The organism is Candidatus Ornithobacterium hominis, from assembly GCF_951229915.1.
GTDB classification, from domain to species: domain Bacteria; phylum Bacteroidota; class Bacteroidia; order Flavobacteriales; family Weeksellaceae; genus Ornithobacterium; species Ornithobacterium hominis.
This window is the reverse complement of the sequence record NZ_OX579588.1, coordinates 1,823,548-1,847,878: the sequence shown is the minus strand read 5'-3', so window position 1 is coordinate 1,847,878 and position 24,331 is coordinate 1,823,548. Positions and strand designations below refer to the sequence as shown.

General features: G+C 31.7%; 24 protein-coding genes and 1 pseudogene. 8 read left to right on the top strand and 17 right to left on the bottom strand.

The window, feature by feature from the left end; genetic code table 11:
* Nucleotides 1-26: 26 nt before the first annotated feature.
* Nucleotides 27-161 (bottom strand): annotated as a pseudogene (locus QOX03_RS09550) (IS1380 family transposase); the annotation flags it as partial.
* Between the two features lie 201 nt (nucleotides 162-362).
* On the opposite strand from QOX03_RS09550, the gene QOX03_RS08660 reads away from it, so the two are divergent.
* From QOX03_RS08660 to bamJ, 3 genes are all read left to right on the top strand, one after another.
* Nucleotides 363-542, top strand: a complete 180-nt coding sequence (locus tag QOX03_RS08660) for a hypothetical protein (RefSeq protein ID WP_283670815.1) — start codon at nucleotides 363-365, stop codon at nucleotides 540-542.
* A 2-nt stretch (nucleotides 543-544) separates the two neighbouring features.
* Nucleotides 545-1,222: a hypothetical protein gene (locus QOX03_RS08655; RefSeq protein WP_283670814.1), complete on the top strand. Its 678-nt coding sequence runs from the start codon at nucleotides 545-547 to the stop codon at nucleotides 1,220-1,222.
* A gap of 360 nt (nucleotides 1,223-1,582) precedes the next feature.
* Nucleotides 1,583-2,452, top strand: coding sequence for a BamJ family beta-barrel-assembly machinery protein (gene bamJ / locus QOX03_RS08650; protein WP_283670813.1), 870 nt, complete (start codon nucleotides 1,583-1,585; stop codon nucleotides 2,450-2,452).
* A 98-nt stretch (nucleotides 2,453-2,550) separates the two neighbouring features.
* Here the strand turns inward: bamJ and QOX03_RS08645 are convergent, their stop codons facing one another.
* Nucleotides 2,551-3,861 (bottom strand): UDP-glucose dehydrogenase family protein, encoded by a 1,311-nt coding sequence (locus QOX03_RS08645; protein ID WP_283670812.1) that lies wholly within the window; start codon nucleotides 3,859-3,861, stop codon nucleotides 2,551-2,553.
* A gap of 98 nt (nucleotides 3,862-3,959) precedes the next feature.
* Between QOX03_RS08645 and QOX03_RS08640 the strand changes: the two genes are divergently transcribed.
* From QOX03_RS08640 to cysN, 5 genes are all read left to right on the top strand, one after another.
* Nucleotides 3,960-4,115, top strand: a complete 156-nt coding sequence (locus QOX03_RS08640; protein ID WP_283670811.1) for a hypothetical protein — start codon at nucleotides 3,960-3,962, stop codon at nucleotides 4,113-4,115.
* On the top strand, nucleotides 4,112-5,899 hold the full coding sequence (locus QOX03_RS08635; RefSeq protein ID WP_283670810.1) for an SLC13 family permease: 1,788 nt from the start codon (nucleotides 4,112-4,114) through the stop codon (nucleotides 5,897-5,899). Before QOX03_RS08640 ends, QOX03_RS08635 begins: the two co-directional genes overlap by 4 nt.
* The gene (gene cysC, locus QOX03_RS08630; RefSeq protein ID WP_283670809.1) at nucleotides 5,896-6,498 is read left to right on the top strand and encodes an adenylyl-sulfate kinase; all 603 of its coding nucleotides are present in this window, start codon (nucleotides 5,896-5,898) and stop codon (nucleotides 6,496-6,498) included. Before QOX03_RS08635 ends, cysC begins: the two co-directional genes overlap by 4 nt.
* A 5-nt stretch (nucleotides 6,499-6,503) precedes the next feature.
* The gene (gene cysD, locus QOX03_RS08625; protein WP_283670808.1) at nucleotides 6,504-7,409 is read left to right on the top strand and encodes a sulfate adenylyltransferase subunit CysD; all 906 of its coding nucleotides are present in this window, start codon (nucleotides 6,504-6,506) and stop codon (nucleotides 7,407-7,409) included.
* A 94-nt stretch (nucleotides 7,410-7,503) separates the two neighbouring features.
* Nucleotides 7,504-8,760, top strand: a complete 1,257-nt coding sequence (gene cysN / locus QOX03_RS08620; protein ID WP_283670806.1) for a sulfate adenylyltransferase subunit CysN — start codon at nucleotides 7,504-7,506, stop codon at nucleotides 8,758-8,760.
* A 343-nt stretch (nucleotides 8,761-9,103) separates the two neighbouring features.
* On the opposite strand, the gene QOX03_RS08615 is transcribed toward cysN, so the two are convergent.
* The 15 genes from QOX03_RS08615 to QOX03_RS08545 form a co-directional block, all read right to left on the bottom strand.
* Complete coding sequence (locus tag QOX03_RS08615) at nucleotides 9,104-10,258, bottom strand: glycosyltransferase family 4 protein (protein ID WP_119058963.1); 1,155 nt, start codon at nucleotides 10,256-10,258, stop codon at nucleotides 9,104-9,106.
* Nucleotides 10,255-11,277, bottom strand: a complete 1,023-nt coding sequence (locus QOX03_RS08610) for a hypothetical protein (RefSeq protein ID WP_283670805.1) — start codon at nucleotides 11,275-11,277, stop codon at nucleotides 10,255-10,257. Before QOX03_RS08610 ends, QOX03_RS08615 begins: the two co-directional genes overlap by 4 nt.
* Nucleotides 11,278-11,308: 31 nt before the next feature.
* Nucleotides 11,309-11,437, bottom strand: a complete 129-nt coding sequence (locus QOX03_RS08605; protein ID WP_283670804.1) for a hypothetical protein — start codon at nucleotides 11,435-11,437, stop codon at nucleotides 11,309-11,311.
* Between the two features lie 151 nt (nucleotides 11,438-11,588).
* Nucleotides 11,589-12,674 (bottom strand): glycosyltransferase, encoded by a 1,086-nt coding sequence (locus QOX03_RS08600; RefSeq protein ID WP_119058965.1) that lies wholly within the window; start codon nucleotides 12,672-12,674, stop codon nucleotides 11,589-11,591.
* A gap of 4 nt (nucleotides 12,675-12,678) precedes the next feature.
* Nucleotides 12,679-13,545, bottom strand: coding sequence for a glycosyltransferase family 2 protein (locus tag QOX03_RS08595; protein ID WP_283670803.1), 867 nt, complete (start codon nucleotides 13,543-13,545; stop codon nucleotides 12,679-12,681).
* 2 nt (nucleotides 13,546-13,547) lie between these two features.
* Entirely contained in the window at nucleotides 13,548-14,657 is a 1,110-nt protein-coding gene (locus QOX03_RS08590; RefSeq protein WP_283670802.1) for an EpsG family protein, read from the bottom strand.
* Nucleotides 14,658-15,641 carry a glycosyltransferase family 2 protein gene (locus QOX03_RS08585; RefSeq protein ID WP_119058968.1) on the bottom strand — a complete coding sequence of 328 codons (984 nt, stop codon included), beginning with the start codon at nucleotides 15,639-15,641 and terminating at the stop codon, nucleotides 14,658-14,660.
* A gap of 68 nt (nucleotides 15,642-15,709) precedes the next feature.
* Complete coding sequence (locus QOX03_RS08580; protein ID WP_283670800.1) at nucleotides 15,710-16,687, bottom strand: glycosyltransferase; 978 nt, start codon at nucleotides 16,685-16,687, stop codon at nucleotides 15,710-15,712.
* Complete coding sequence (locus tag QOX03_RS08575; protein ID WP_119058970.1) at nucleotides 16,687-17,559, bottom strand: glycosyltransferase family 2 protein; 873 nt, start codon at nucleotides 17,557-17,559, stop codon at nucleotides 16,687-16,689. The genes QOX03_RS08580 and QOX03_RS08575 overlap by 1 nt, the downstream gene beginning before the upstream one ends.
* Nucleotides 17,560-17,570: 11 nt before the next feature.
* The gene (locus QOX03_RS08570; protein WP_283670799.1) at nucleotides 17,571-19,019 is read right to left on the bottom strand and encodes a hypothetical protein; all 1,449 of its coding nucleotides are present in this window, start codon (nucleotides 19,017-19,019) and stop codon (nucleotides 17,571-17,573) included.
* Between the two features lie 99 nt (nucleotides 19,020-19,118).
* Entirely contained in the window at nucleotides 19,119-19,976 is an 858-nt protein-coding gene (locus QOX03_RS08565) for a glycosyltransferase family 2 protein (protein WP_283670797.1), read from the bottom strand.
* A gap of 13 nt (nucleotides 19,977-19,989) precedes the next feature.
* Nucleotides 19,990-21,018: a glycosyltransferase family 52 gene (locus tag QOX03_RS08560; protein WP_283670796.1), complete on the bottom strand. Its 1,029-nt coding sequence runs from the start codon at nucleotides 21,016-21,018 to the stop codon at nucleotides 19,990-19,992.
* Nucleotides 21,018-22,811, bottom strand: a complete 1,794-nt coding sequence (locus tag QOX03_RS08555) for an ABC transporter ATP-binding protein (protein WP_283670794.1) — start codon at nucleotides 22,809-22,811, stop codon at nucleotides 21,018-21,020. The genes QOX03_RS08560 and QOX03_RS08555 overlap by 1 nt, the downstream gene beginning before the upstream one ends.
* Nucleotides 22,812-22,829: 18 nt before the next feature.
* Nucleotides 22,830-23,396 carry an LbetaH domain-containing protein gene (locus QOX03_RS08550; protein ID WP_283670793.1) on the bottom strand — a complete coding sequence of 189 codons (567 nt, stop codon included), beginning with the start codon at nucleotides 23,394-23,396 and terminating at the stop codon, nucleotides 22,830-22,832.
* Nucleotides 23,397-23,570: 174 nt separating this feature from the next.
* A complete protein-coding gene (locus QOX03_RS08545; RefSeq protein WP_283670792.1) occupies nucleotides 23,571-24,230 on the bottom strand; it encodes an acylneuraminate cytidylyltransferase family protein in 660 nt (219 codons plus the stop codon).
* Nucleotides 24,231-24,331: the final 101 nt, after the last annotated feature.

Below are 24,331 nucleotides of genomic sequence, written 5' to 3'. Positions count from 1 at the left end.
TTTTTTATTTAGGTCTATAGGATAATCCCAAAGTCCTGTTTGAGTTCTTTTATTCTATTTTCAGCATCTCCACGCATACGATAGATTCTCTAGACATCTACCATAGAACATTCTTTATTGGTAAAGTAAGTGGAGTATCTATAATTTCTATGAATCTCATCAGTTTTTATGATCAAATTTTATGTTAAGAATAATTATGATACCAATTAGTTATTCATAGAAAATTAATCCTTATATCATGATTTATTTTTATGCATTTATTTATCTGTATTTCAGTTTTTTATAAAAAAATACATATAAATCTTTTTTATCTCTAAATAATGATTAAATTTGTTTATTCATTATTAATAAATATTTATAATATGAAGCTGAAAAAAATATTATTAGGAGCTGTTATTAGCTTAACAGTCTTTTCATGTAATCAAGATGATTTACGTGAAAACGAAGAGAAAACTGTAGAGACAGAGGTCTCTCAGAATGAAACCCAAGAGTATCATGGTAAAAAATTGATCGAGGAATTGTTTAACGCTTATGGTTACTAAAAATGAAAAAGTTATTACTTATAATTCAGATTGCCGTTGTTATACCAGTATTACAGGGGTGTTTTCCTGACTGGGATCCTGATGATATGTCCTATAATTTTTATTTGGAAAATCCCAGGGATTTTATCAAAATTTCTCCGAAGAAAGATACTTATAAAGTAGGCGATACCATAAATATTACTTACAATATACCGTCTAAATTAGGAGCTCATGCAAAACAACCAACAAAAGGGAATATTATAAAATATTTGGGGATACCTGTAGAGGAATTTGATTTACATGCTTTGAGTTTCCCTAATTACAAAGATTCTATACGACATAGTACACCATCTTTTTTGTGTAAATACAAAAAAGAAGATTGGTGTGGAGATATCTCTAAAACGATTTCATGGGCTAGCATTAATGGAAAAGAAATGAAAGATTGGGCAAGTGCTTATTATATTTATGATGAAACTACCAAGAACTATACATTAAAAGTGCAAGTAGTATTTTCAAAACCTGATATAATCTATTTTGATGTAAAAGAAAGAGAAAAGAATCTTAGAATTATTTCTACTTGGATGACGCATCATTCGATAAAAGCACAGAAACTTCCAAAAACTGCTCACTATGTTAATATTTATTTTTATCCTCCGGGACATTATGCTAAAGACGATATAGCTTTCAAAGTTGTAGAGTAGAATAGATAACGTAAAGAAAACTAAGCCGGCGAGTGTCGGTTTGGTTTTTTTATTTAAAATCAATTTTTTCCTAATGCGGAATCAGGGTTGAAGGCTTAGAAAATAAGTGATTTTAATTAAACGCTTACTTTATTGTTTAGTTAAAACACTCACATTCAGTTAATTGAAAATTTATTTAAACTTTTTATAGAATATAATTTTTTAATGTACATAAATTTATTTAACTTTATTCTAGATAGAATTCTTTTCATAGGTTTAAGTTAATTAGTTGATAAAAACCCTCAGATTAATTTTTGAAGGTTTTTTCTTTTTTTTAAAGCTTTAAAAAAAGTTCGTAAACTTGCATTAAATAATAAGAAAATGAAAAAAGTACTTTTAATTATTTCTGTATTTGCAATTTTCTCAAGTTGTAAAGACACGGCAAATTCTGGAACTCAAAGCACAGACGCAGCATTGACTGCAGAAGGTAAAGATGCCTCTTACGCTTTTGGAATTAATTTAGGGCAACAAGTGGAGAGCTTGCAAAATAGTCCTCAGATGAGTGATAGCTTAATTTTAAGCGATTTTGAAAAAGGGGTATATGCTTATTTAAAAAATCCAGAGAGAGAAAACTCTTATGCCATTGGCGTTAGTTTCGGGCAGCAAGTCAAGGGAGCTTTAGAAAACGAAGTTTTGAAAGGAGGCTTGTCTAAAGATGAAATCATCAAAGGTTTGATGGATTATTTGAACAAAAAAGAAATGAGAATTCCGGTAGATTCTGTTCAAAGTAAAATGAACGCTTTTTACCAAAGTAGATTAACGGCTTCTGCAGAAGGGAAGAAAAAAGAAGGAGCAGAGTATTTGGCCAAAGTTAAACAAGAAAAAGATGTGAATACTACACCAAGCGGCTTGGCTTACAAGGTGATACAAGAAGGCGAGGGCGAGTCACCGACTATTGGTGATTTGGTAAAAGTGAAGTACACAGGGAAAACCGTTGCAGGAAAGGTTTTTGACAGTACAGAAAAAAATAATGGTGGAGAAGCTATAGAATTACCTTTGCAAGAAGGGGCTTTGATAGAAGGCTGGATAGAGGCTTTGCAATTCATGAAAAAAGGCGGGAAGTATGAACTCTATATTCCCTCTGATTTAGGCTATGGAGACCGCCAGATGGGAGGAGATATTGCTCCTGGTGAAACTTTGATTTTTGATATGGAATTGGTGGATTTCAAAAAAGGTGAGGCTCAACAATAATTTAGAAATTTAGAGAAAAAGAGATAGAATAGATTCTAAAAAAATCCTACAAAAATTTGTAGGATTTTTTTTAAGCCTTAAAAAAAATCACAAAAAAATCACAACCCGATTCCGTGGTAGGTAAAACCTTTGGACTCAATGAGTTCTAGATCATAAATATTTCTTCCGTCAAAGATATGAGAGCCATTCATCATTTTTTTTAATTTACCCCAGTTGGGGAATCGAAATTGATTCCATTCTGTAACCAATGCGATGGCATCTGCACCTTGGGCAGAGGTGTAAACGTCTTCACAATATTCTACTTCAGGAGGCAGAATTTTTTTGGCTTCGTGTGCGGCAACGGGGTCTACGGCTCTTACGCGAACGCCACTTTTCACTAAATCATGAATTAAATCAATCGCAGGGGCTTCACGTAAATCATCAGTATTGGGTTTAAAAGAAAGTCCCCAGACGGCAATGGTTTTTCCTTTTAAATTTTTAAAGGCTTTAGAAATTTTATGGAAAAGCACTTGTTTTTGGTCTTGATTAACGTCATCTACTGCTTGCAGAATTCGTAAAGGATGGTTTAACTCTTCTCCAGTTTTGATGAGAGCCTTTACATCTTTTGGGAAACAAGAGCCTCCATAGCCCAAACCAGCGTATAGAAATTTTTTCCCAATTCGGGGGTCGGCTCCAATGCCAGCTCGGATTTGGTTGATATTTGCACCTACTTTTTCACAAATATTAGCAATATCATTCATAAAGCTGATGCGCGTTGCCAGCATGGCATTTGCGGTGTATTTGGTGAGTTCAGCAGAGGTGACATCCATATAGATGATTCGGTAGCCATTGAGCTGAAAGGGTTTATAGATTTTTTCTAACATTTTCTTGGCACGGTCGTTTTCAACACCAATCACCACACGATCGGGTTTCATGAAATCATCTATGGCTGCACCTTCTTTTAGAAATTCAGGGTTGGAAGCCACATCAAATTCAATGGGTGAATTTCTTTTTTCTAATTGTTCTTCAATGGTTTTTTTTATCAATTGAGAAGTCCCTACAGGAACTGTGCTTTTGGTTACCACAACTAAATAATCTTGCATATTTTCTCCGATTTCTTTAGCCACAGCTTTCACGTATTGCAAATCAGCATTACCTTCCTTATCAGGTGGCGTACCCACTGCGATAAAAATGGCGTTGGCATCTTGAATGTTTTCGGAGAGGTGAGTCGTGAAGTTTAAACGTTGAGCTTTGATGTTTCTTTCAACAATTTTGTCTAAACCAGGCTCATAAATAGGGATTTCACCTTTTTTTAAGGCTTTAATTTTTTCTTGATTAATATCTACACAGGTGACAGAAATACCGACGTCTGCTAAGCAAGCTCCAGTGACTAAGCCTACATAACCTGTGCCAACAACAATGATTTTCATGCCTATAAAATTAAAGATTTAATTTAAATTTAAATAAAAATTCATTGTTTCAAGAATTTTTTTTAGAATCTCTTATTTTTGTCTTTCAAAATTGAATTATGAATTCAATGCATCATTTAAGGCGAATTGCTATTCAAGCAGCTTTATCAGCAAGAGCGAGGGTTTTACAAGACGATATAAATCAAGAATTAAAGTATAATAAAGGCGATTTGCTCAGCTCATGGTTTGTAGTAAGTGATAGATTAGAGGCATGATGATAGCAGAAGAAATGCAAATGTGGATTGTACTGGGGGTAATGGCGCTTTTAGTCGTAGGTTTGGTCACAGATAAATTCAGGCCACATAATTTATTTTTCGGAGCCACATTAATTCTAATGTTACTTGGAATTTTAGACTACAAGGTGTTTCTCACTTCCTTTGCCAATGGTTCCATTGCGACTATTTTTGTCTTAATATTGATTACGGCAGGGGTGAATTCTAATTTTAATATTCTCAAGTATTTAGATAAAATCTTTACACAGCAACAAAAGCCAAGATGGTTTCTTTTTCAGATGATGGGCATGGTTTCGTTAATTTCATCGGTGATGAATAATACGCCGATTGTGGCAATGATGATTCCTTATGTGATGCGCTGGAGCAAAAAAATGAAAATTCCCCCAGCAAAGCTGCTGATTCCGTTGTCTTTTGCAGCGATTTCTGGCGGAATGATTACCGTGATAGGAACCTCTACCAATCTAGTGCTAAATGGTTTTATGGAATCTAAAGGGGTGGAAGGGTTTAAAATTTTTGATTTTGTGATTCCAGGTATTTTGGTGACACTAGCTATGATTTTCTTTCTAATAACGGCAGGGTATAATCTGCTTACGGCTAGAAAAAATCCGATTGATTTTGTGAAAGAAAACTTAAAAGAATATTTAGTCGAGGTATCCTTAAGTCAAAATTCAGCTCAGATTGGGAAGACGGTGCAAGAGGCGGGTTTACGGAATTTGCAGCGGGTTTATCTCGTAGAAATTGACCGAGGCGGGAAGCTCATATCACCAGTAGCGCCCGAGGAAGTTTTAGAAAGCACAGACCGTTTATTTTTTGCAGGAGATACAACAGGGATTGTAGAAATTGTGAAAGAAAAAAATGGCTTTGAGTTTCCCAAAACGCAACGGTTTAACTTACAAGGACAATTAGAAATCATTGAAACATTGATACCATATAATTCTCATTTATCAGGAAAGACATTGAGAGAAGCTGGCTTTAGAGAAAAATATGATGCTGCGGTGATAGCAATTCACAGAAATTCAGAGCGTTTGCGGGGGAAATTGGGGGAGGTTCGATTGTCGCACGGAGATTTATTGATGTTAACAGCAGGGAGGAAATTTCAAAAGGCTTTAGAAAATAATACCGATTTATACTCATTGGGCATCAAAGACCAATTAGGGAAAACGCCACGCTGGAAGGCTACGACACTTGGTGTGATTGCTGTTTTTATGATGAGTTTAGTCATAGCTGGATTTATTCCTTTTTTTATTGGGATTTTAACTATATTAATCACTTTTTTAGGGCTTGGACTGATGTCTCAAAAAGAAGTATCGAAGAATCTGAATCTTGATTTATTCATTATTTTAGGAAGTGCAGTTGCGTTAGGTTCAGCTTTTATAGAAACAGGAGGAGCTAAATTTATTGCCGATGAGGTAATTCATGTTTTTTCGGCTTATGGAAATATCAGTTTAGTTATCGGGATATACCTTCTTACGGTAATTCTTACGGCGTTTATCACCAATGCAGCGGCTGTTTCCATTGTTTTTCCCATTGCGTATGAAATGAATCAAGCTTTGAACATAGAAGCCAGCGCGATTTATTTAGCCATAGCATTTGGGGCGAGTTGTTGTTTTACCACGCCATTCGGATACCAAACGAATTTGATGGTTTATGCACCAGGCGGATATAAATTCATAGATTTCATCAAAATCGGAATACCTGTAACTATTATTTATTCAGTCGTAAGTTTGAGTTATATTCTTATTCATTATCAAATGTATTCGTCATGAAATTAAAAAATATCATAAAACAAAATTATAAAATAGATAGAAAAAAAAGAGAAAATCAATATCATCAGCAAGGGAAGGTGATTTGGTTTACAGGGCTTTCAGGTTCTGGTAAATCCACTTTGGCGAATCTTTTGGAATATGAGCTGCACCAAAAAGGATTCAAAACTTATGTTTTAGATGGAGATAATCTACGATTTGGTTTGAATCAAGATTTAAACTTCAGTCTGCAAGATAGAAAAGAAAATCTGAGAAGAACAGCTGAAGTTGCCAAACTTTTTGTAGATGCTGGGGTAGTGGTTTTGGCAGCATTCATTACACCATACCAAGAAGATAGAGATAAAATTAAGCAAATCATAGGCAAAGAAGATTTCATGCACATTTTTGTGGAGACGCCTTTAGAAATTTGTGAAAAACGAGATGTAAAAGGTTTGTATGCCAAAGCAAGAGCTGGTGAGATAAAAGATTTCACAGGAATCAATGCTCCATTTGAAATTCCTAAAACCTATGATTTAATCATTCATACAGAAAAAGAAAAGCCCGAAGAAAGCGTAGATAAATTGCTATCTTTGGTGCTACATAAAATAAACCTCCAAAAATAAAAATCATGACATCTTATAGACTATCTTATTTAAAGGAATTAGAAGCCGAAGCGATTTACGTTTTCAGGGAAGTTTATGCGCAGTTTGATAATCCAGCGATTCTTTTTTCTGGAGGGAAAGACTCGATTGTTCTCACACATATTGCCAAAAAAGCTTTTTCCCCAGCCAAAATCCCGTTCCCGTTGGTGCATATAGATACAGGACATAATTTCCCTGAAGCCATTCAATTTAGAGATAATTTAGTCAAAAAATTGAGCGTTAAGTTAATTGTAGGTTCTGTTCAGAAATCTATTGATGAAGGTAGAGTAAGAGAAGAAACCGGAATCAATGCCAGTAGAAATACTTTGCAAACGACTACGCTTTTGGATACAATAGAAGAATACAAGATTGATGCAGCAATGGGTGGAGGAAGAAGAGATGAAGAAAAAGCAAGAGCAAAAGAAAGATTTTTTTCTCACAGAGATGATTTTGGGCAGTGGGACCCTAAAAATCAGCGGCCAGAATTGTGGAATTTGTTCAACGGAAGAAAAAATATGGGCGAACATTTCCGTGTTTTTCCGATTTCTAATTTCACCGAAATGGATATTTGGAACTACATTATGGAAGAAAATATTCAATTACCATCTTTATATTTTGCTCATCAAAGAAACGTAGTTTGGCGAAACAACACATGGATTCCAGAGTCAGAATTTCTACAATTGAGAGATGGCGAAGAAATCGTGAGCAAGAAAATTCGTTTCAGAACTTTGGGTGATATTACCATCTCAGGTGGAATTGAATCAGATGCAGACACCATAGAAAAGGTAGTGAATGAAATTGCTACAACCAGAAGTACAGAAAGAGGAAACCGTGCAGACGACAAGCGAGGAGAGACAGCCATGGAAGACCGTAAAAAACAAGGATATTTTTGATTAAAGTTGAAGATGCGATGAAGAAGTAAAGAAGGTAAAGGCACAGTGTTACCCATCAACTTCCCCAACCACTAAACTTATAACCCCCAAAACAATGAACAATAAAGAACGCGAATTACTAAGATTCACAACTGCCGGAAGCGTAGACGACGGGAAAAGTACGCTGATTGGCAGATTGTTATACGATTCTAAATCCATATTTCAAGACCAATTAAACGCCGTAGAAGAATCATCTAAAAAGAAAGGATTAGAGCATGTAGATTTTTCCCTTTTAACCGATGGATTAAAAGACGAAAGAGCGCAAGGCATCACGATAGATGTAGCCTATCGCTATTTCTCCACACCTAAAAGAAAATTCATTATTGCAGATACGCCAGGGCATATTCAGTACACTAGGAACATGGTAACAGGAGCCTCCACAGCCAATCTTGCTTTGATTTTGATAGATGTTCGCAATGGCGTGGTAGAACAAACCAAAAGGCACTCATTCATCGCTTCACTTTTGCAGATTCCGCATGCTATCGTATGCGTCAACAAGATGGATTTGGTAGATTATTCAGAAGAAGCCTTTAATAAAGTCGTAAAAGAATACGAAGAGTTTTCAGCAAAAATGGCGATTAAAGATATTAGATACGTTCCCATTTCAGCACTCCATGGCAGTAATGTCGTAGATAAAAGCGGAAAAATGCCGTGGTATCAAGGGCGAACCTTACTCAACACCTTAGAAACCATTCACATCGCCAGCGACCACAATTTCATAGACATGCGTTTTCCCGTACAAACCGTGATTCGCCCGCATTCAGATGAACACCACGATTTTAGAGGATATGCTGGGCGTGTAGCCAGCGGAACGGTGAGAGTAGGAGACAAGGTATCCGTGTTGCCATCGGGCTTTGAATCTACCGTCAAAAGCATTCACACATACGATGGAGATTTGCAACAAGCCTTTCCGCCAATGTCTGTAACGCTCACTTTGGAAGACAATATAGACGTGAGCCGAGGCGATATGATTGTGAAAATTAATAACCAACCACAAGAAACTCAAGATGTAGATGTAATGCTCTGCTGGCTCAACAATAAAGCTCCATTGCCAAAAGCCAAATATTACCTAAGACATACATCAAATGAAGTGAAAGCAATGATAAAAGAAATCATTTACAAAGTAGATGTCAACACTTTACACAAAAACGAAGAGGATAAAGAATTGAAAATGAATGACATTGCAAGAGTAAGGCTGAGAACAACCAAACCCATTTTTACAGACGAATACAGAGACAATAGAATCACAGGTTCTGTCATTTTGATAGACGAAACGACCAATGAAACCGTAGCCGCAGGAATGATAAATTAAATTTTATGGACTAGACTTTAGATCAAAAGAAAAAGTCGTCTCAAAAAACGAAGGCAACCGCCGTAAATTTTTTAAGCCTTAAAAAAATCTGTAGAAGTATTATAAAAAAAGTTGATCGAAATACTAAAAAGTTAATGTATTGCATTGAATATCAATCAAATGGAACAATGAGAATCTTAAGGAAAGTTAAAAAAATAGTTTTGATAAATTATAACAATCAATTCTAAATATCAATCAATTTGTGTTTAATAGACCTATTCAACAATGTTAAAGTTAGCTTGAATCATAAATATCCAGTTCCTACAATAGGAAACTTCACAGCTATAAAGATACGGGAATAAATTTAAATTTGAGCTAAAGCTGATGTGTAAAAAATTTTGATTTCATTCCAAATAAGCTTTTGCGGAAAACGAGAAATAATTAAAGTACGGCTATTAGATTTTAATTGTTGGTATAATACTTTATTCTCATATAAATTTTTCATGGCTGATTGTATGGCATTCTCATCTTTAGCTGGAATGATGATGCCATTTACATTGTCTATAATAATTTCATTGCATCCGTTGATGTCGCTCACAATACTGGGCAACCCCATAGCACCAGCTTGCATCACTACATTGGGGAAGCCTTCACGGTAACTGGGGAAGACCAAGGCATCACTTATAGCAAAATAGGGGCGGACATCGTTTTGCCAACCTACAGAAATGATATTTGGATTTTGATTGATTTCAGTTAAGGTATTTTCTTCTAAAGGATCTAAATTTTGTTCAAAAGAACCAACTAATAATAATTTAAGATTTTTCTGTTGTATTTTTGAAAAAGCAGTTATCAATTCATTAATACCTTTATCTTTTACCAATCTTCCTACAAAAATAAAGACAAAATCATTTTCACTGATATTTAAATTTTTTTTTAAAGCCTTTAAAAATTCTTCAGAAAAGTGATTTTGTGAAAAGAACTTAGCATTAATTCCGTTGACATTACCATTACCGATGATTTCAAGCCGTTTAGATGTGATATTGAAGCGGATTAAATCATCTTTTACACCTTTGCCTTCTGGGATAATGTGCGTAGCACAAGCGCAAAGAATTTTATCCGTCAAGATGAGAATCTTTTGCAAAATGCCAGTTTTGTAAGGGAATATAAGTCCTGTAAAAGTATGCACACGAATAGGAACTCCAGCTAATTTGGCGGCAACCATACTAAGCAAACCTGCTTTTGGGGTAATGGAGTGCACAATTTCTGGCTTTTCTTGACGCAGAAATTTCACCATTCGGAAGAGAGCTTTTAGATCTTGAGCGGGGGTAATGCTTCGGGTCATTTCAATGGAGTGATATTGAACGCCTTCTCTTTCAGCTATTTTTTTTAAATATCCATCTTCCCAACAACTAACGGCTATTACCTCAAAATGATTAGCCATGTACTTTAATTGACCTTCTAAAAGTTTGTCTAAAGAAAGGGGAACAGTTGTAATGCGTACAATCTTAGGCTTTTTCATTTGAGTTTGAATGGGTTTTTAATCAATTGAAAGATAATGTGAATCTGTATTATATAAATGAATGGCGTTACCAGTATTTTGGTTCTTGCAATAATGCCAAAGTTACTGTAAAGTTGTGCATATACCAAGGCATAAACCAAAGCTAAAACAAAAATGAAAACTTGTAAAAAAGAAATTTTAATCACTTTATAATTTAGAATTAGAAAGTAAGACCAGATTAAAAAAAGGCCAAGAAAAACCATGTTTTCTAAACCATAAAACCAACCGAGCAGATCTAAGCTTTCTGCTGCAATCGGACGAAAATAAAAGGTGAATAATTGCCAAGGAATGGAATATTCCTCCATAGGTACATAGCTTGGAGTATCTTTAAAAACGGTGTGATGAGCTTGAATATATTGCTTAATAGAGCTGATGTCTATATTTTGAAAATTTGCTGTGTATAGAAGAGAATATATAGCAGCGATTCCGATTAGGAGGCCGCAAATAGCTACAATTAATTTGTTCCACCAGCGGGTAGGGTAAGTGAGGAGAAATGAGAGAACAGCCGCGGCCAAAATCATAGCAGCCGTATGAGGCCTAATAAGTACGATTGGGATGAAAAATAAAGCTGTAAACCACCAATTTTTTTTGCTAATGATTCGGTAGAAAATAAGACTCATTAATGAAAATAATATGGCTTCTTTGCCCACAAAAGAAGTCCATAAATGCAAAGAAGGAAAAAGCAACAAGAGCTTTGGCAGTTGTAATCTTTTAAAATCGGGGGTGAAATTAATATACTTTTGTATGGATAGATGCCAATAAAAAATGCCCGTAAAGCCGATGCAGCTGTAAATTAAATCTCCGACCCAAAGAGGGATTCGTAGCAAATAAGCAGGCACATAATTAAGATAAAGCATAAAACTATTGCCCATAGGGAATGGCTGATATTGTAACCAGCCAAAAGAAGTTTCTTTATTAAACCAATAAAAATAACTATCAGCTTGTAGCCCCAATTGCCACACGGCAACAGTGAAAGCCATATGATAGAAAAATAGAAAAAGGGGGAATTTTTTATTTTTTAACAGGCTGATTAGCATAATATTTTTCCTTTTCTTTGGCTAGCCACCATTCGTATTTTCTGAATTTTTTGGTATTGGCTAAACCTGCTATGGCAAATATGATAAAGCCTGGTAACACCATGTTTCTGAAATAGTTCTAAGAGTCGAGAAATGATTTTTTGCATATTTTTAATGCTTTTTTAATGCTTTGATTGAACTTATGAGCAAGAGGTACCCCTCCCCCAATTTGATTCAAAAGCCAAGGATCTGACAAAAAAAAACTTTCTTTGTTTTCATAAAGAATAATATAAATTTAAATATTGAGTAAGCATTTTGTCTAGACTAAAATTTTCTGCTCTTTCTTGGCATTTTTTTGCAACAGATTGATAAAGAGATGAATCTTTTTCTAATTTAAGAATAATTTCAGCTAAAGCTTTTTCATCACCCAATGGGAATAATTTTCCGTAGCCGTTTACAATTTCTTTTAAGCCAGGAACGTCAGAAGCGATGAAAGGTTTTCCAGAAGCCATACCCTCAATGCTTGAAAGTGAAAGTCCTTCAAAATGGGAGGATAAAACAATAAAGTCAGAACTTTTTAATAATTTTGGAACATCATTTCTTTCTCCTAAAAAGAAAACTCTTTTTTCTAAATTTAATTTTTTGACCAAGTCTTCGCAATTTTTTCTTTGTTTGCCGTCTCCTACTAAAAATAATTTATAATTTTGAGGTAATAACTGCATGGCTCTGATGACAGTAGGTTGGTCTTTCTGTAGTCGAAAAGCAGAGACTTGAGTTATAAGAACGTCTTCATGAGTTAATGATGAATGAATCTCTGATTTTTCTTTACTCTCAGCTTTATAAATTTTATTTAAATCAACACCGTTTTCAATTACAGGTAATCTTTCTTCTGGAACGTTTACGTACTTATTTATAATATTTTTTATTTCCTCAGTGATACAAATGATTTTTTGGTAACGAGAGTAAATGAAAATTTCTAAGGGTTTAAAAATTTTATTTCTAATTCGGCGATTTGAAGTATTATGTTCTGTGAAAATCAATTTAGATGAATTACCATTGATTTGATTGGCGATAACTGCAAAATACTGCGCAGGAAATAAATGAACATGTATAATGTCATAATTTTTCATGATTTTCGCTAAGGGGAGAATAAGCAAAGGTGAATAAACAGATCTTTTCCCAATTTTATATATTTTGCAGGATTGAGTCTCTTCTAAAGCTTTCATGAAAGGAAAATCACCATCTTGTAGAACTGCTAAATCCATTTCAATTCCTTGTTTTCTATATAAAGGTATTGTGTCAAGAATTAATTTTTCTGCGCCACCTGTATAGAGGTTGTTGATAACTTGTAGAATTTTCATGATTTTATTTTTTTAGCCAATCATTAATATACATAGCGAATCCCAAAGGTAAACCCATTAGAGATAAAAATGGATTCACTTTTTTCCATTTTTCACCAAAACGCAAATCGTTATCATTAAAACTGAAACGCCAAAAATTGATGGATGCTTTTATCTTTTCTTTGAGAGGGATTTTATAAGAAGCCAATTCACTATAATGAGTCATAGAAGCTTTGGGTGATTGCATTCTGATTTTTGTGATAGTATCTGTGAGCCCACCAGGTTGATAATCTGCTTGATAGATAGATTCATTGAAGAAAAGTAAATCATATTTTTGAGCAATACGATTCCAAACCAAAGCTTCTGGACAAAACTTTTCTTTATCAAATATAGGAAAAGGAAACTCTTTCATCACAGAAGTTTTAAAAACTTCAACTAAATCTCCTGTAACATTATGCTGATAACGAATATTTAAAGAATTAGAAATAATTTCTGTAAAGTTATCTTGAGAACCAACTATTTTGCCATTTAAATAACGTCTTCTACCAACAATACCACCTAAATGTGGAGGTAGAGATTTAATTTTTTTTTCAAGAGTTTCTATGGTATGATGGAGTAATGTGTCATCAGAATCTAACATCACAATAAATTCTCCTTTGGCTTTTTGTACGCCAAAGTTGAGAGCAGTATGTTTGCCTCCATTTGCTTTTTTATGATAATGAATTTCAAAATTTTCTGGAAAAAAAGAATGAACGATATCTGCTGTATTATCTTGGCTACCATCATCTATGATAAGCCATTCAAAGTTTTTAGAAGTTTGATTTTGCAAACTTTCAAAAACTCGGTGGAGAAGATGAGCTCTGTTATAAGTAGGCGTGAGTATTGTAATCATGATTAATCGTTAGGTATTCCATGTCTTTGTCTGTATTCCATAAATTCCCACTTTCCATTTCTTTCAAAGTCTTGGAAAATAGTTTTGTAAGGCATAAAATCTCCTCCATCATAAACTATTAAAAGACGGAAAAAAACTAATGAATAATAAAGGAAAAGTAAAATTTTAAAAATAGATTTGAACTGGATGTTTTCTAACTTGTAATAGTAATAGATATAAGGTAAAGCTATTACTACAAAAATAAAATAATACCAGCTAAATCTTATAAAAGTAGCATTGGTAAGCCCAGCTAAAATCATCACAGAGTACATGAAAAAACCATTAAAAATAACAGTTTCTCTCTGATTTTCATAGAAATATTTTTGGAATAAAATACTCAATAAAATACCAAGTCCACCTTCAATTAAATAGAAGAAATTAATGCCCCCACTTTTATTTGTATATATAGATAATTTTTCTGAATCAGCAGATTCTGCAACAAAAGATGTTAAAAAAATCCCTAAAGGTGTTACGGAAATAAATAGTATAGTAAAGGCAATTAAGGCTAATTGTTCTTGCTTGAATTTCCAATGAGCTGCCAATAGAAATGGAGCAAAGGCAATAGAAGATCTATGGAAAAAGAAAGTTAAAACAATGAAAGGTAAAACATACCAATATTTTCTTTGAATTAGAAAGCTCAGACAAAGCCATAATATCCCCATAGCAAGACCTTGCCTAATATAAACAAAGGAAAATAGGAAAAATTTACAAAAGTATATAAATAGGGACATTCCTACGTTAGGCGATAGCTTTTTGATGGTGTAGAAATGGAGAAGAGTCATAACCAAAGCTGTAGCGAAGAATAAGAATTCGCGCGAGGTTTCTATGTATTGTAATATATAATAATAGACTAAAAATCCTTTCTCAAATGGATCATAAATAAAGAGGTATTTACCTCGTAATACTTCATATACTTCTGCATAAATATATACATCAAAACCGCCAATCATATCCCTAAGTCCAGCCATCATAATAGATACAAACACAAAAAAATAGATTAAAAAATCTACTTTTCTGTATGCTCTAAAAAATAATATGCTGGCTAAAAAAAATATGAATAGGTAAGGGAGCATTTATTTAAACTTTACGTACTTCTTCAATAACAAAAATAAGGTTTTATTATTAATTATAAACGAAAATAAAGATTTCTTTAAACCTGTTGAGTTAAGCTCTATGGGAATAAGATTTTCTTTCTTATATTTATTGTAATATAATTGACATGCTTCTATGTCATAAAACCTCAATAAAGAGTAAAAAAATCCCATAACACTATGAGAAAGTTCTTTTTTTAAGCTATAAGCTTCTTTTAATCTTTTTTCGGTTAATAATAATTGATATTTTTTATCTATTTCAGAATGAATTAAAAGGGAGTCATCGGCCAGCTTCAAAAGATGTTTAGGGTTTTTATTTTGTGAAGTAGAAGAGGAGTTTAAATAATAATTATATATCACTTCATTTATAAATATAATGTTTAAATTAAATGAAGAAAAGAAGTACTGCATATTAAAGTGATAATCTTCTATATTTATTGTCCCATCTATAAACCTTATATTATATTTTTTGATAAATTCAGTCTGATACAATACGTTCCATAGATAAGATGTGATTTTCCCTATAAATTCATGATTTTTGAGACATAAATGTGTTTCTTCTATGGGCATTTTGTTTCTTAAAACTTGATTATTTATAACCCTATTATAGTTAAAAACTAAGGTGTGGTTTGGAAATAAATTTAGGTATTTAGAAATTATTTTTCCAGATGTTTGCTCTATTGTATCATCGGAGTCTATAAACCAAATATAGTGACCTTTAGCCATTTCTATACCTTTATTTCTAGCAGAAGAAACACCTTGGTTTTCTTGTTTAAAATAATGTATATTTATTAGAGTATAGTCAGCAATAAATTTTTTTATCTCTAATTCACTATTATCTTTAGATCCATCATTGATAATGATGATTTCAAAATCAAAATCAAAAGATTGCTGATAAATAGATTTCAAACAATTGTAAATATATTTTTCTGTATTATAAACAGGAATAATAATAGATAACATCATAGATGATATGAAGTTTAAATTAAAGAAAGAAAATTATATAGTTATTTTCCTGAAAATAGCTGTGTTAATTATTTCAATATAAATTTTTTGAGAATAAAAGGTTGATTCATCAAATATCGTGAAAAATTTTGAAAGGGTGTTTTTAAAGCTCCTTTTATAGGATATAAATCTGCTTGTATTAGCTCATCAACTCTTTTCTTTTTAAATTTTGAATCTACTTGATAAGGGTTTTTGTAAAAATTCCAAAAAAGATTCCATGTAACGCTATTGTAATTTTTTTCAATTGCAATTTTCAACTCTTTTGAAAAATCAGGTTGTATAGTATTTTTTATGACTTTTGCTACAAAAACTTCATCTATTAATAATTTTTCTTTTTTTTCTTTAGTTATAGGTTTTGTAATGGAACCATCTCGCCTTAAATAATGGTAGGCAGCTATATCTTTAAAAATAATCCTTTCACAGACAAGCATCATTCTAGAAGTAAATTCCACATCCATATGAGTGATATTAGGAGTGATTCTAAGTTGATTCTGATTTAGAAAGCTTCTTTTAAATAGAAATACACAAATGGAAGATGGAATATATCCTTGTATAATGGCTTGTTTTCCTGTTATTATTTTATCAAATATCACTGGGTGTTTAATACCTTCAGAAATAAGTTTATTATGTGTGTTTCTAATATCCAATCTATAAGATAGTGCATCTAAATTCTTTTCTATAGCGAAATGTAATAATGGTATAATTTTTTTAAAATCAACGTAATCGTCAGAATCTAAATACTGTATATACTGCCCTTTAGCGATGTCTGTACCAGAGTTTCTGGCTCCAGAAGAGCCTTGATTTTCTTGATGAAAGACTTGAATGTTGTTTTTAGAATTTTTTAAGCCTTGTAAAATTTTAGCACTATTATCTGTAGAGCCATCATTTACGTAGATGATTTCAAACTCTTCTGATTTCAATAAATCATAGAGTTTTTCAATTCTTTTGAAATTTTCTTGCAAAAAAGAATCAGCATTGTAAACGGGAATGATTATAGATAGTAACATTAAATGATTTTTTTTAAGATAGAAGGTTTAGCTATAATCTCTTTTAAGGCAATCAATCCTCTTACTAATGTACTATTAGAATTGGTTTGATTGATGATAATGTTTTTGAAAAAAGTTCTGGCTACATTTTTGGGCAAACTACTATCATTTTTGAACTCATCATATATTTTTTTGTGGAACAAATAGGCGGAAGCTCTATTTGCCTTAGAAATTCTATTATTGGAATGTACTCTTCTATAGGCAATTGGCTCAGAAATGATTCCAGAAACTAAACTCCCATAATACGCCAGCCTTACCCATAAATGGGAATCTTGATGTAATCTTAAATCAGTATCAAATTTGCCGATAGATTCTGCCAAAGATTTTTTTACGGTAATAGCATCTGTTGTGAATCTACCACCATTAGATCTTGTGATTTCATGCAATAAATCTTCAGGTTCCACTATTTTTTCAAAAGTAGTTAATCTATTCGGGTCTTTTTCTTTTTTATCTTCGTAATAGAATCCTGTGGCACCATATACACCATCAATGCTAGAGTCTTTTAATAACTCTTTTTCAGCATCAAACCTATTGGGTAAGTACCAATCATCAGCATCCAAAAAAGCAACATACTCACTTGTAGCCTTTTCTATACCTAAATTTCTACTAGCTCCAGCACCTCTGTTTTCTCTGTTGGGGTGTTGGTAGACTTTAATTCGGTTATGTTTTTGTTCTAATTCCTTACAGATGCTTAGAGCGTTATCTGGTGATGCATCTTCTACTAGAATAATTTCTTTTACACAATCATGCTGTAGTGCAGAGTTCACGGCGTTTTCTAGAAACGCTTCAGCATTGTAAACTGGTATGATGACGGAAATTTGAAGTTTTTTCATTATAAAAGTTTCTAAAATTTCTTTTTTAATGATAAATAAAGTTTGTAGAATGGAAACATTTTTTCTGCAATTTTTTCTTTGATATTTTTATTATAAGGATTATATGGAATATTTTCTAATTCTGGTAAGAGACTGTTTATAATTATTTTATGAAATTTATTTTCAGGGTGTTTTCTTGAATTAATATCTATAGATTTAAGAACAGAATACTGTAGATATTTATTATTGAATGGACTAATCATGTTTATGTTAGCAAAATTATGCTCATGAGAACCTTTGCTGCCATGTTTTCCATATCTTATTTCTAAGTGATGCAAATCTGAAATTTTTAAAAAAGAATTAGATTCTTTTTCCAAATACTTTTGGATATTGCTATTTAACCACTCTTTGGTTTTTTCTTGATTATATTTATTTATGTCATACTTTATAGTCTTTAAGATACTAATCTCATTATTGAAGGGTTCATTATCATGATATCCTCTTATGAAATCAGATCCATAGGAAGTTAAGACTACATCTTTATGGGTAAGATTTATTTTATACCATTGAATATTTCTTGTTTTTGAAAGTATTCTAGGAAAAATAAATTGCTTATCTAATTCAGGTAAAAAATAGGAGTTATAATTTAACCTCAATTTATTTGCAATTTTCATGGCAATAGTTGTATCTACTTTAGATTTTTCATTTTCTCTTGAAAATGTAAAGTAATTAAATCCAAAATTTCTTAATCTAGAAATTGCCAATAATAACCGAGAGTCTATACCTGCGGTTAATCCAATCATAATTTTGTCAAACTTTATTTTATAAAAGTCTAATGAATTTAATATAATTACTTTATATAGCTCAATGATTTCTTCAACATCAAGAGTCTTTATATTAAAACAATCTATACGATTTACTTCCAATGTTTTTAATGATAGAGTGTTATCTGGTAAGAGTTTTTTTATATCTTCATCCCAATCTTCATAGCCTAGAAAATAATGTTCATTTTTGTGTAAAAAATCTTTATCATTAATCAAGCTTTTTTTATAAGAATTTAAATTTAGACTTTTGGAAGATATATCTAAGATTAATTTATCACTTGAAGAAACGAAGATTTCATTGTTACATTTATAGTAAAATATTTGCATTTCTGAAAAGAAATCAGCAAAAATGAAAGTTTCATTTAGTAATGAAACCACAAGAATATAATGACCACTTAATTTTTCTCTTTTTTTTAAAATGGCTGTTTTATCATTACATTTAATGAAATCATTTAAAATTTCTTCTGATGTTCGCTCTATATTAAAGGGATCAAAGACAAATCCTAGAAGATATATACCCTTATTAAATTCTTCAACGTAAGAAAACTCTAAATTGTGATCATAATAGATATTTAAATCTGTATTTATAATTTGTTTTGTTAAAAAATTGATATCTAAGTTTAATTTATTTGTAATTATATATTGTCTTGTTTTCATATATTGAATGGAGAATAGTTAATTAAAAATTATAATTTTATTAAGAGAGACCTCCTGTTTTTTATTAAAATTATATTTGATATATTAATTTCTTTTTTACTAAAAGGTATATCGTTTTCTTAAAAACTTATAGATAAAAATAAACTTAGTTTTCCAGTGGACACCTGAGTCTAGCAAAATACTTTTTATATCATTTTGATTAAATTTACTATAGTCAATGATACTTTCTAGGAAGTAACGTATCCTAAAATTATTTCTAGCAGAAATATTTTTTTTATAAAGAGTTTTATTATTTTGGAATATAGACGATGTGTTGGCATAGCAAATTTCATTTGCAATGTAATTTTTTTCTGTCAATTTTTTTCTTGTAATGCTATTAGGGTTGTATCTATAATAATATAAAGGTAAATTAAGTTTTATAAAGTTTAGGTACTTATTTGTGTATATATATGGAAAAATATAACTATCTTCGTATATCAAACCTTTAGGAAACCTAAGTTTTTTAAAAACACTATAAGGAAATAGTTTATTACATACACTTGGATATGTGATTTTGAAACTATAAAAATCATGTAAAATATCTTCGTTAGTATAATTAAATACTTTTGTATTTTCTGTGTCTATATAGGTGATTTCAGATGAATCTTTTATATTAAATCTATCACACGCAACAATTGTATCGTAGGAGATATATTTATAGAGTAATGAAATAAACCCGGGGTGAATTATGTCATCACTATCTACAAAAGAAATGTATTTCCCTGTACAGACGTCTAATCCTGCATTTCTAGCATCAGATAATCCGCCATTTTCTTTTTCTATAAGGATAATACGATTATCCTTTTTTGCGTATTCTCGACAGATTTCACCACTGCTGTCTGTGGAGCCATCATTCACGAGAATGATTTCTAGATTGGTATAAGTTTGTGCTAATACAGAGTTTATGCATTCAACCAAGTATTCTTCTACATTATATACGGGTATGATAACAGAGATTAAATCTTTCATTTTTTCTTCTATTTAGAATTTCTTTGAAACCGTCCTCATACAGATTTAAACCTGTCTGTATAGGAATAATTTCAATGGGATAATTAAAATTAAGTGCAGCAGTAGAGCTAATGGTGTAAGCTCTTTTGAACTGAATACCAAGTAATTCAAATATTTCAAATGGAATAGGGTTTTCAAAGATAGTAGTCTCAGGAAAATATTTTTTGTAATCTGTTTTTTCGGCGGGATGAGTTTTGATTAGTACACTTTTATTTTCTTTTTCTATTATTCCTTTGTAAAAACTGATTTTTTCTTTTTCGGTAGATATCACGCCATATTCATTCATGGGTTGGGTAAGAAGGATAGATTCAAAATTGTAATCCTGTAAGACTTTTTGATCTATCCCAAAAATATTCAAGATATATTGTTGTTTTTCTTTAGAGGAATTTTGCCAAAGGTTTTGGATAGAGATAATTTCTTCATTTTTTTCGTCTACAGACTTTGTTACAATATGTTTTTTGATATTTTTTGTATTAATCATAGGGACTCCATAAATATAATCCCTTAATTGATTGAGGATACTTTTATTTGAAATGGTATTAGGTTTTTCTTTTTTAGAGCTGAATTTTCCCAATTGATTGCCTATACCATCCTCTATAATTGTAAAATAATTATTTTTAGCGAATTTACCACTCATTCGTTGGTTATTATGGATGTAGATATTACTATTTTTAGTTAAAAATTGGATATAAATATTTTGAAAAAAGTTATATATTAAGTTGTTTATAAAAAACATTATGACTTTTAGCTTGTTGGGACTACCTACTCCATTAAATGTATTAAACTCAATATGCTTTATCAATTTATTTTTTATAGTTTTAGGTACAGCATATTGATATGATTTTTGAGTAATGTATAACGTATTCTTTATCGTTTCTAAATCATGATACAATAAGTATAATAAGAGAGAGTAAGTAGTACTAAAGACAAAAATATTTTTCTTTTTTTTCATCAGCTATCTAAATTTTGAATGTCCACCATTTTTTTAAACCTATCAGAGGCAGTGTATAGTTCATCATAATTTCCTTGATCTATGATATTTCCGTTTTCCATAAGATAAATCATATCTACGTTTTTGATAGTAGATAGGCGGTGAGCAATGATGACCATCATGTATTTCCCTTGCAGAGAATCTATGCTTTCTTTGATATGTTTTTCTGTTTCAGAGTCTAGAGCAGATGTGGCTTCATCCATAATTAGTAAGTCTACATCTTTATATAATTCTCTAGCAATAGAAATACGCTGTTTTTGTCCGCCAGAAACCAAGATGCCATTGCTTCCTAGCGTTGCATCTTCTTTTTTAGATAGATTTTCCATAAAGTTATCTAAAGCTACCAAATTTATACATTGCCAAAAACGTTCTAGATTTTTAGGTGTTTTCTCATCCCAAAATGTGATATTATTGAATATAGTATCATTGAATATCACAGGATCTTGGGAAATATAGCCAATTTTATTACGATAACTATCTAAACGGTAGTCTTCTAAAACTTCGTTATTAATCAGTAAGCTACCCTCATCTGGCTTAGCCAGTCCGCAGATTACATTGGCTAATGTTGTTTTTCCAGCACCACTTTCGCCTACCAGTGCTACACTTTCCTTTTCTTTGATATGAAGAGAAACGTGATTCAAAACAGCATTATCTCCGTAGGATAAGGAAATATCAGTAGCTTCAATATGTTTGATTTTTGTTATAGGTATATTTTTTTGAGTAGGTTCACTATCATCAGAAAATTCTTCCAAAATTTCAGAAACAGATTCATATCCAGCAACATTATTGAGCAACATATTCCATTGACTTTGAAGGGAAGTTAAGTAAGTTAAGGCTCTGTAAAAGAATAATAGACTCACTAAAATGCTAGAAAAAGCAGAGCCCAAGATGTTTACTTGTAAAATAATTACAAGAGCAATGATAAGTATAGTAATAGGTTCTCTTGCGGCTTCTGTAATGGCATTATAAATACTCATTTTAAACTCCAAACTTTGAGACTCCAAAATAGTATTTTTTATTTTTTTATCATACTTTTTGATATAATTGGTAGCTTTTAGATATTTAAAGTTTTGTAGGATTTGAATTAAATGCGTATTGAAGTTATTTCCTGTTCGTGATAAATTACGAGCCGCTTCTTTGGTAATTTTATTAATGTATTTATAAATAAAATTAGATATAAAACCTCCAATGGCAACTAATATAGCAAACTGCCAATTAGAAAAGAAAGCTAATAATACATAGGTCAAAAGCATGGAGACACTTTGTATAGACTCGAAAAGGAGAGTCATGGCTTTTGCCATCCTATTTACTTCTACCGTCAATGTGTTTTGAATTTTCCCACTATTGTATTGGGTAAATCCGTTGTAAGAAACATTGCTTAAACATTCAATTAAATCAAATCTTATACGTTTAATAATATACAAACGCAACTTAATATTGTACAATGTCCTGATATATGAAAAGCCTCCTTTTAATGCAAATAGTACAACCATTACTATTAATACGTTTACTAAAGATAAAGAAATACCAATGTCTTGCAAAAAGTCTGTAAAATAGCGTAATTTACCTAAAGATTCATGACTTTCTGTACTATCACCAGCAATTATCGTCAGTAAAGGGATAAATAGAGCTATGCCCAAACCATCAAGTAATCCTACCAATGCATTTACAAAGACATATAGATAAAGATGGATACTTATCTTCTTTTTGATATACCTGAAAAAATCAAAAGTAGAATGTTTTTTTTCTGCCATTTTATAAGTTATTTTCTATTAAAGGTGATAATAGTATTGGGCGGTATATCTTTCGTTATAATGCAGTGCGCACCTATGGTCCCCCCCTCCCCCTATAAAAATGGGACCTATGATAGAGCTATTAGCAAATAGGGTTACATTGTCACCAATGGTGCATCCCTTTTCTTGAGGGGTACACTTTCTATGCCCGACGGTACACCCTTGATAGATTTTAAATCCTTTGCCTATAGTATTTCTACTGCCAATTACCGTGCCCTCTCCATGAACGATGTAGAAACCTGTATCAATTTCTGTATTAAAATAAAGTTCACAACTACAACATTCTTTTAGAAGCCAATGCAATTGAGGCAACAAGTCTTTTCTTTCATATTTTCTACAAATATTGCCTAATCTGTAAAGGAATATAGCCAATTCATTGTTATTACAAGTAATATTCTGAATAATAAACTCTCTTTCTAATAATGGGAAATGATAGTTTACATCTTTTATAGTAATTTCCAAAGCTTCCTCAACGAAGGCATTAGGTATTTCAATAGGTTTAAAAACTTTTTTCAATAAAAAGGAGACAAAGTCAATAATTTCCATTATGCCAAAACTTGATTCAAATCTATAAAATAAATTTTTATTATCGGTCTTTTGGATTCAATAAATTCGTCTTTGACAGAAATATCAATAATATTAAAATGATCTTGAACTAAATACACAACGGATTAATGAAAACAACTAACTAACTACTTTTTGCCACCGCATAAACATTATTCATATGGATTTTAATAAATATTCTGCGTATTGAAAATCTTCTAAATAATCAATGTCTACGATAGGGAAATTCTTATCTATACAATAAGGGAATGACTCACTATTGAATATAACACCCTGTTGGATTAAACGAATTTTTGAAATATAAATTAATCCGTTTTCATAATAAAGTTTTTTCATATCTTGGCTTCGTTGTCCAAACTCATAATTAGAGGGGTAAAATTTGTCATCTATTATTTCCCCTAGCTTATGATGATTTTTACTGACCGAAAAAAGACTATCCAATTTTTTTTCATTAAAAAGATGAAGAGTATCCGAGATTAAATTCTTTGGACGCAAAGGATTAGTGGCTTGTAATAAAACAATATTATCATCAGGCTGCAAACCTAAAAAATCCACAGCATGTTGAATGGCAGAGACGGTAGTAGCATAATCTCCAGCTAATTCTTTAGGTCTATCAATGATTTTAGCCCCTAATTGAGTGCCTACAGCTTTGATTTCCTTACAATCAGTAGTGATATAAACCTCATCAATTTCTGTGCAAGCGATAGCATCTTTGATGCTATACCCAATCAAAGGGATTCCAAGTAGAGGTTTAATGTTTTTATTTTTAAGTCTTTTAGAGCCACCTCTAGCAGGAATGATAGCAATGTTTTTCACGATATTTTTTTACTAGATGATAGATAAAGCTTTTAATTTTATTAGCCTGCAATTTAATAAAAAATTTATTATCTTTTATTGTTTTAGAAATTAAATTAACG

Coding starts and splice junctions, on each gene's coding strand:
- QOX03_RS08600 (WP_119058965.1), bottom strand. CDS start 12,674: ATGAAAATTCTACAAGTTATCAACAACCTCTATACAGGTGGCGCAGAA.
- QOX03_RS08575 (WP_119058970.1), bottom strand. CDS start 17,559: ATGAAAAAACTTCAAATTTCCGTCATCATACCAGTTTACAATGCTGAA.
- QOX03_RS08570 (WP_283670799.1), bottom strand. CDS start 19,019: ATGAAAACAAGACAATATATAATTACAAATAAATTAAACTTAGATATC.
- QOX03_RS08635 (WP_283670810.1), top strand. CDS start 4,112: ATGATGATAGCAGAAGAAATGCAAATGTGGATTGTACTGGGGGTAATG.
- cysN (WP_283670806.1), top strand. CDS start 7,504: ATGAACAATAAAGAACGCGAATTACTAAGATTCACAACTGCCGGAAGC.
- QOX03_RS08585 (WP_119058968.1), bottom strand. CDS start 15,641: ATGATGTTATCTATTATTATTCCTGTTTATAATACAGAAAAATATATT.
- bamJ (WP_283670813.1), top strand. CDS start 1,583: ATGAAAAAAGTACTTTTAATTATTTCTGTATTTGCAATTTTCTCAAGT.
- QOX03_RS08610 (WP_283670805.1), bottom strand. CDS start 11,277: ATGGCTTTCACTGTTGCCGTGTGGCAATTGGGGCTACAAGCTGATAGT.
- QOX03_RS08605 (WP_283670804.1), bottom strand. CDS start 11,437: ATGGTGTTACCAGGCTTTATCATATTTGCCATAGCAGGTTTAGCCAAT.
- QOX03_RS08550 (WP_283670793.1), bottom strand. CDS start 23,396: ATGGAAATTATTGACTTTGTCTCCTTTTTATTGAAAAAAGTTTTTAAA.
- QOX03_RS08555 (WP_283670794.1), bottom strand. CDS start 22,811: ATGGCAGAAAAAAAACATTCTACTTTTGATTTTTTCAGGTATATCAAA.
- QOX03_RS08560 (WP_283670796.1), bottom strand. CDS start 21,018: ATGAAAAAAAAGAAAAATATTTTTGTCTTTAGTACTACTTACTCTCTC.
- QOX03_RS08655 (WP_283670814.1), top strand. CDS start 545: ATGAAAAAGTTATTACTTATAATTCAGATTGCCGTTGTTATACCAGTA.
- QOX03_RS08590 (WP_283670802.1), bottom strand. CDS start 14,657: ATGCTCCCTTACCTATTCATATTTTTTTTAGCCAGCATATTATTTTTT.
- QOX03_RS08595 (WP_283670803.1), bottom strand. CDS start 13,545: ATGATTACAATACTCACGCCTACTTATAACAGAGCTCATCTTCTCCAC.
- QOX03_RS08615 (WP_119058963.1), bottom strand. CDS start 10,258: ATGAAAAAGCCTAAGATTGTACGCATTACAACTGTTCCCCTTTCTTTA.
- cysC (WP_283670809.1), top strand. CDS start 5,896: ATGAAATTAAAAAATATCATAAAACAAAATTATAAAATAGATAGAAAA.
- QOX03_RS08660 (WP_283670815.1), top strand. CDS start 363: ATGAAGCTGAAAAAAATATTATTAGGAGCTGTTATTAGCTTAACAGTC.
- QOX03_RS08580 (WP_283670800.1), bottom strand. CDS start 16,687: ATGTTACTATCTATAATCATTCCCGTTTACAATGCTGATTCTTTTTTG.
- QOX03_RS08640 (WP_283670811.1), top strand. CDS start 3,960: ATGAATTCAATGCATCATTTAAGGCGAATTGCTATTCAAGCAGCTTTA.
- QOX03_RS08645 (WP_283670812.1), bottom strand. CDS start 3,861: ATGAAAATCATTGTTGTTGGCACAGGTTATGTAGGCTTAGTCACTGGA.
- cysD (WP_283670808.1), top strand. CDS start 6,504: ATGACATCTTATAGACTATCTTATTTAAAGGAATTAGAAGCCGAAGCG.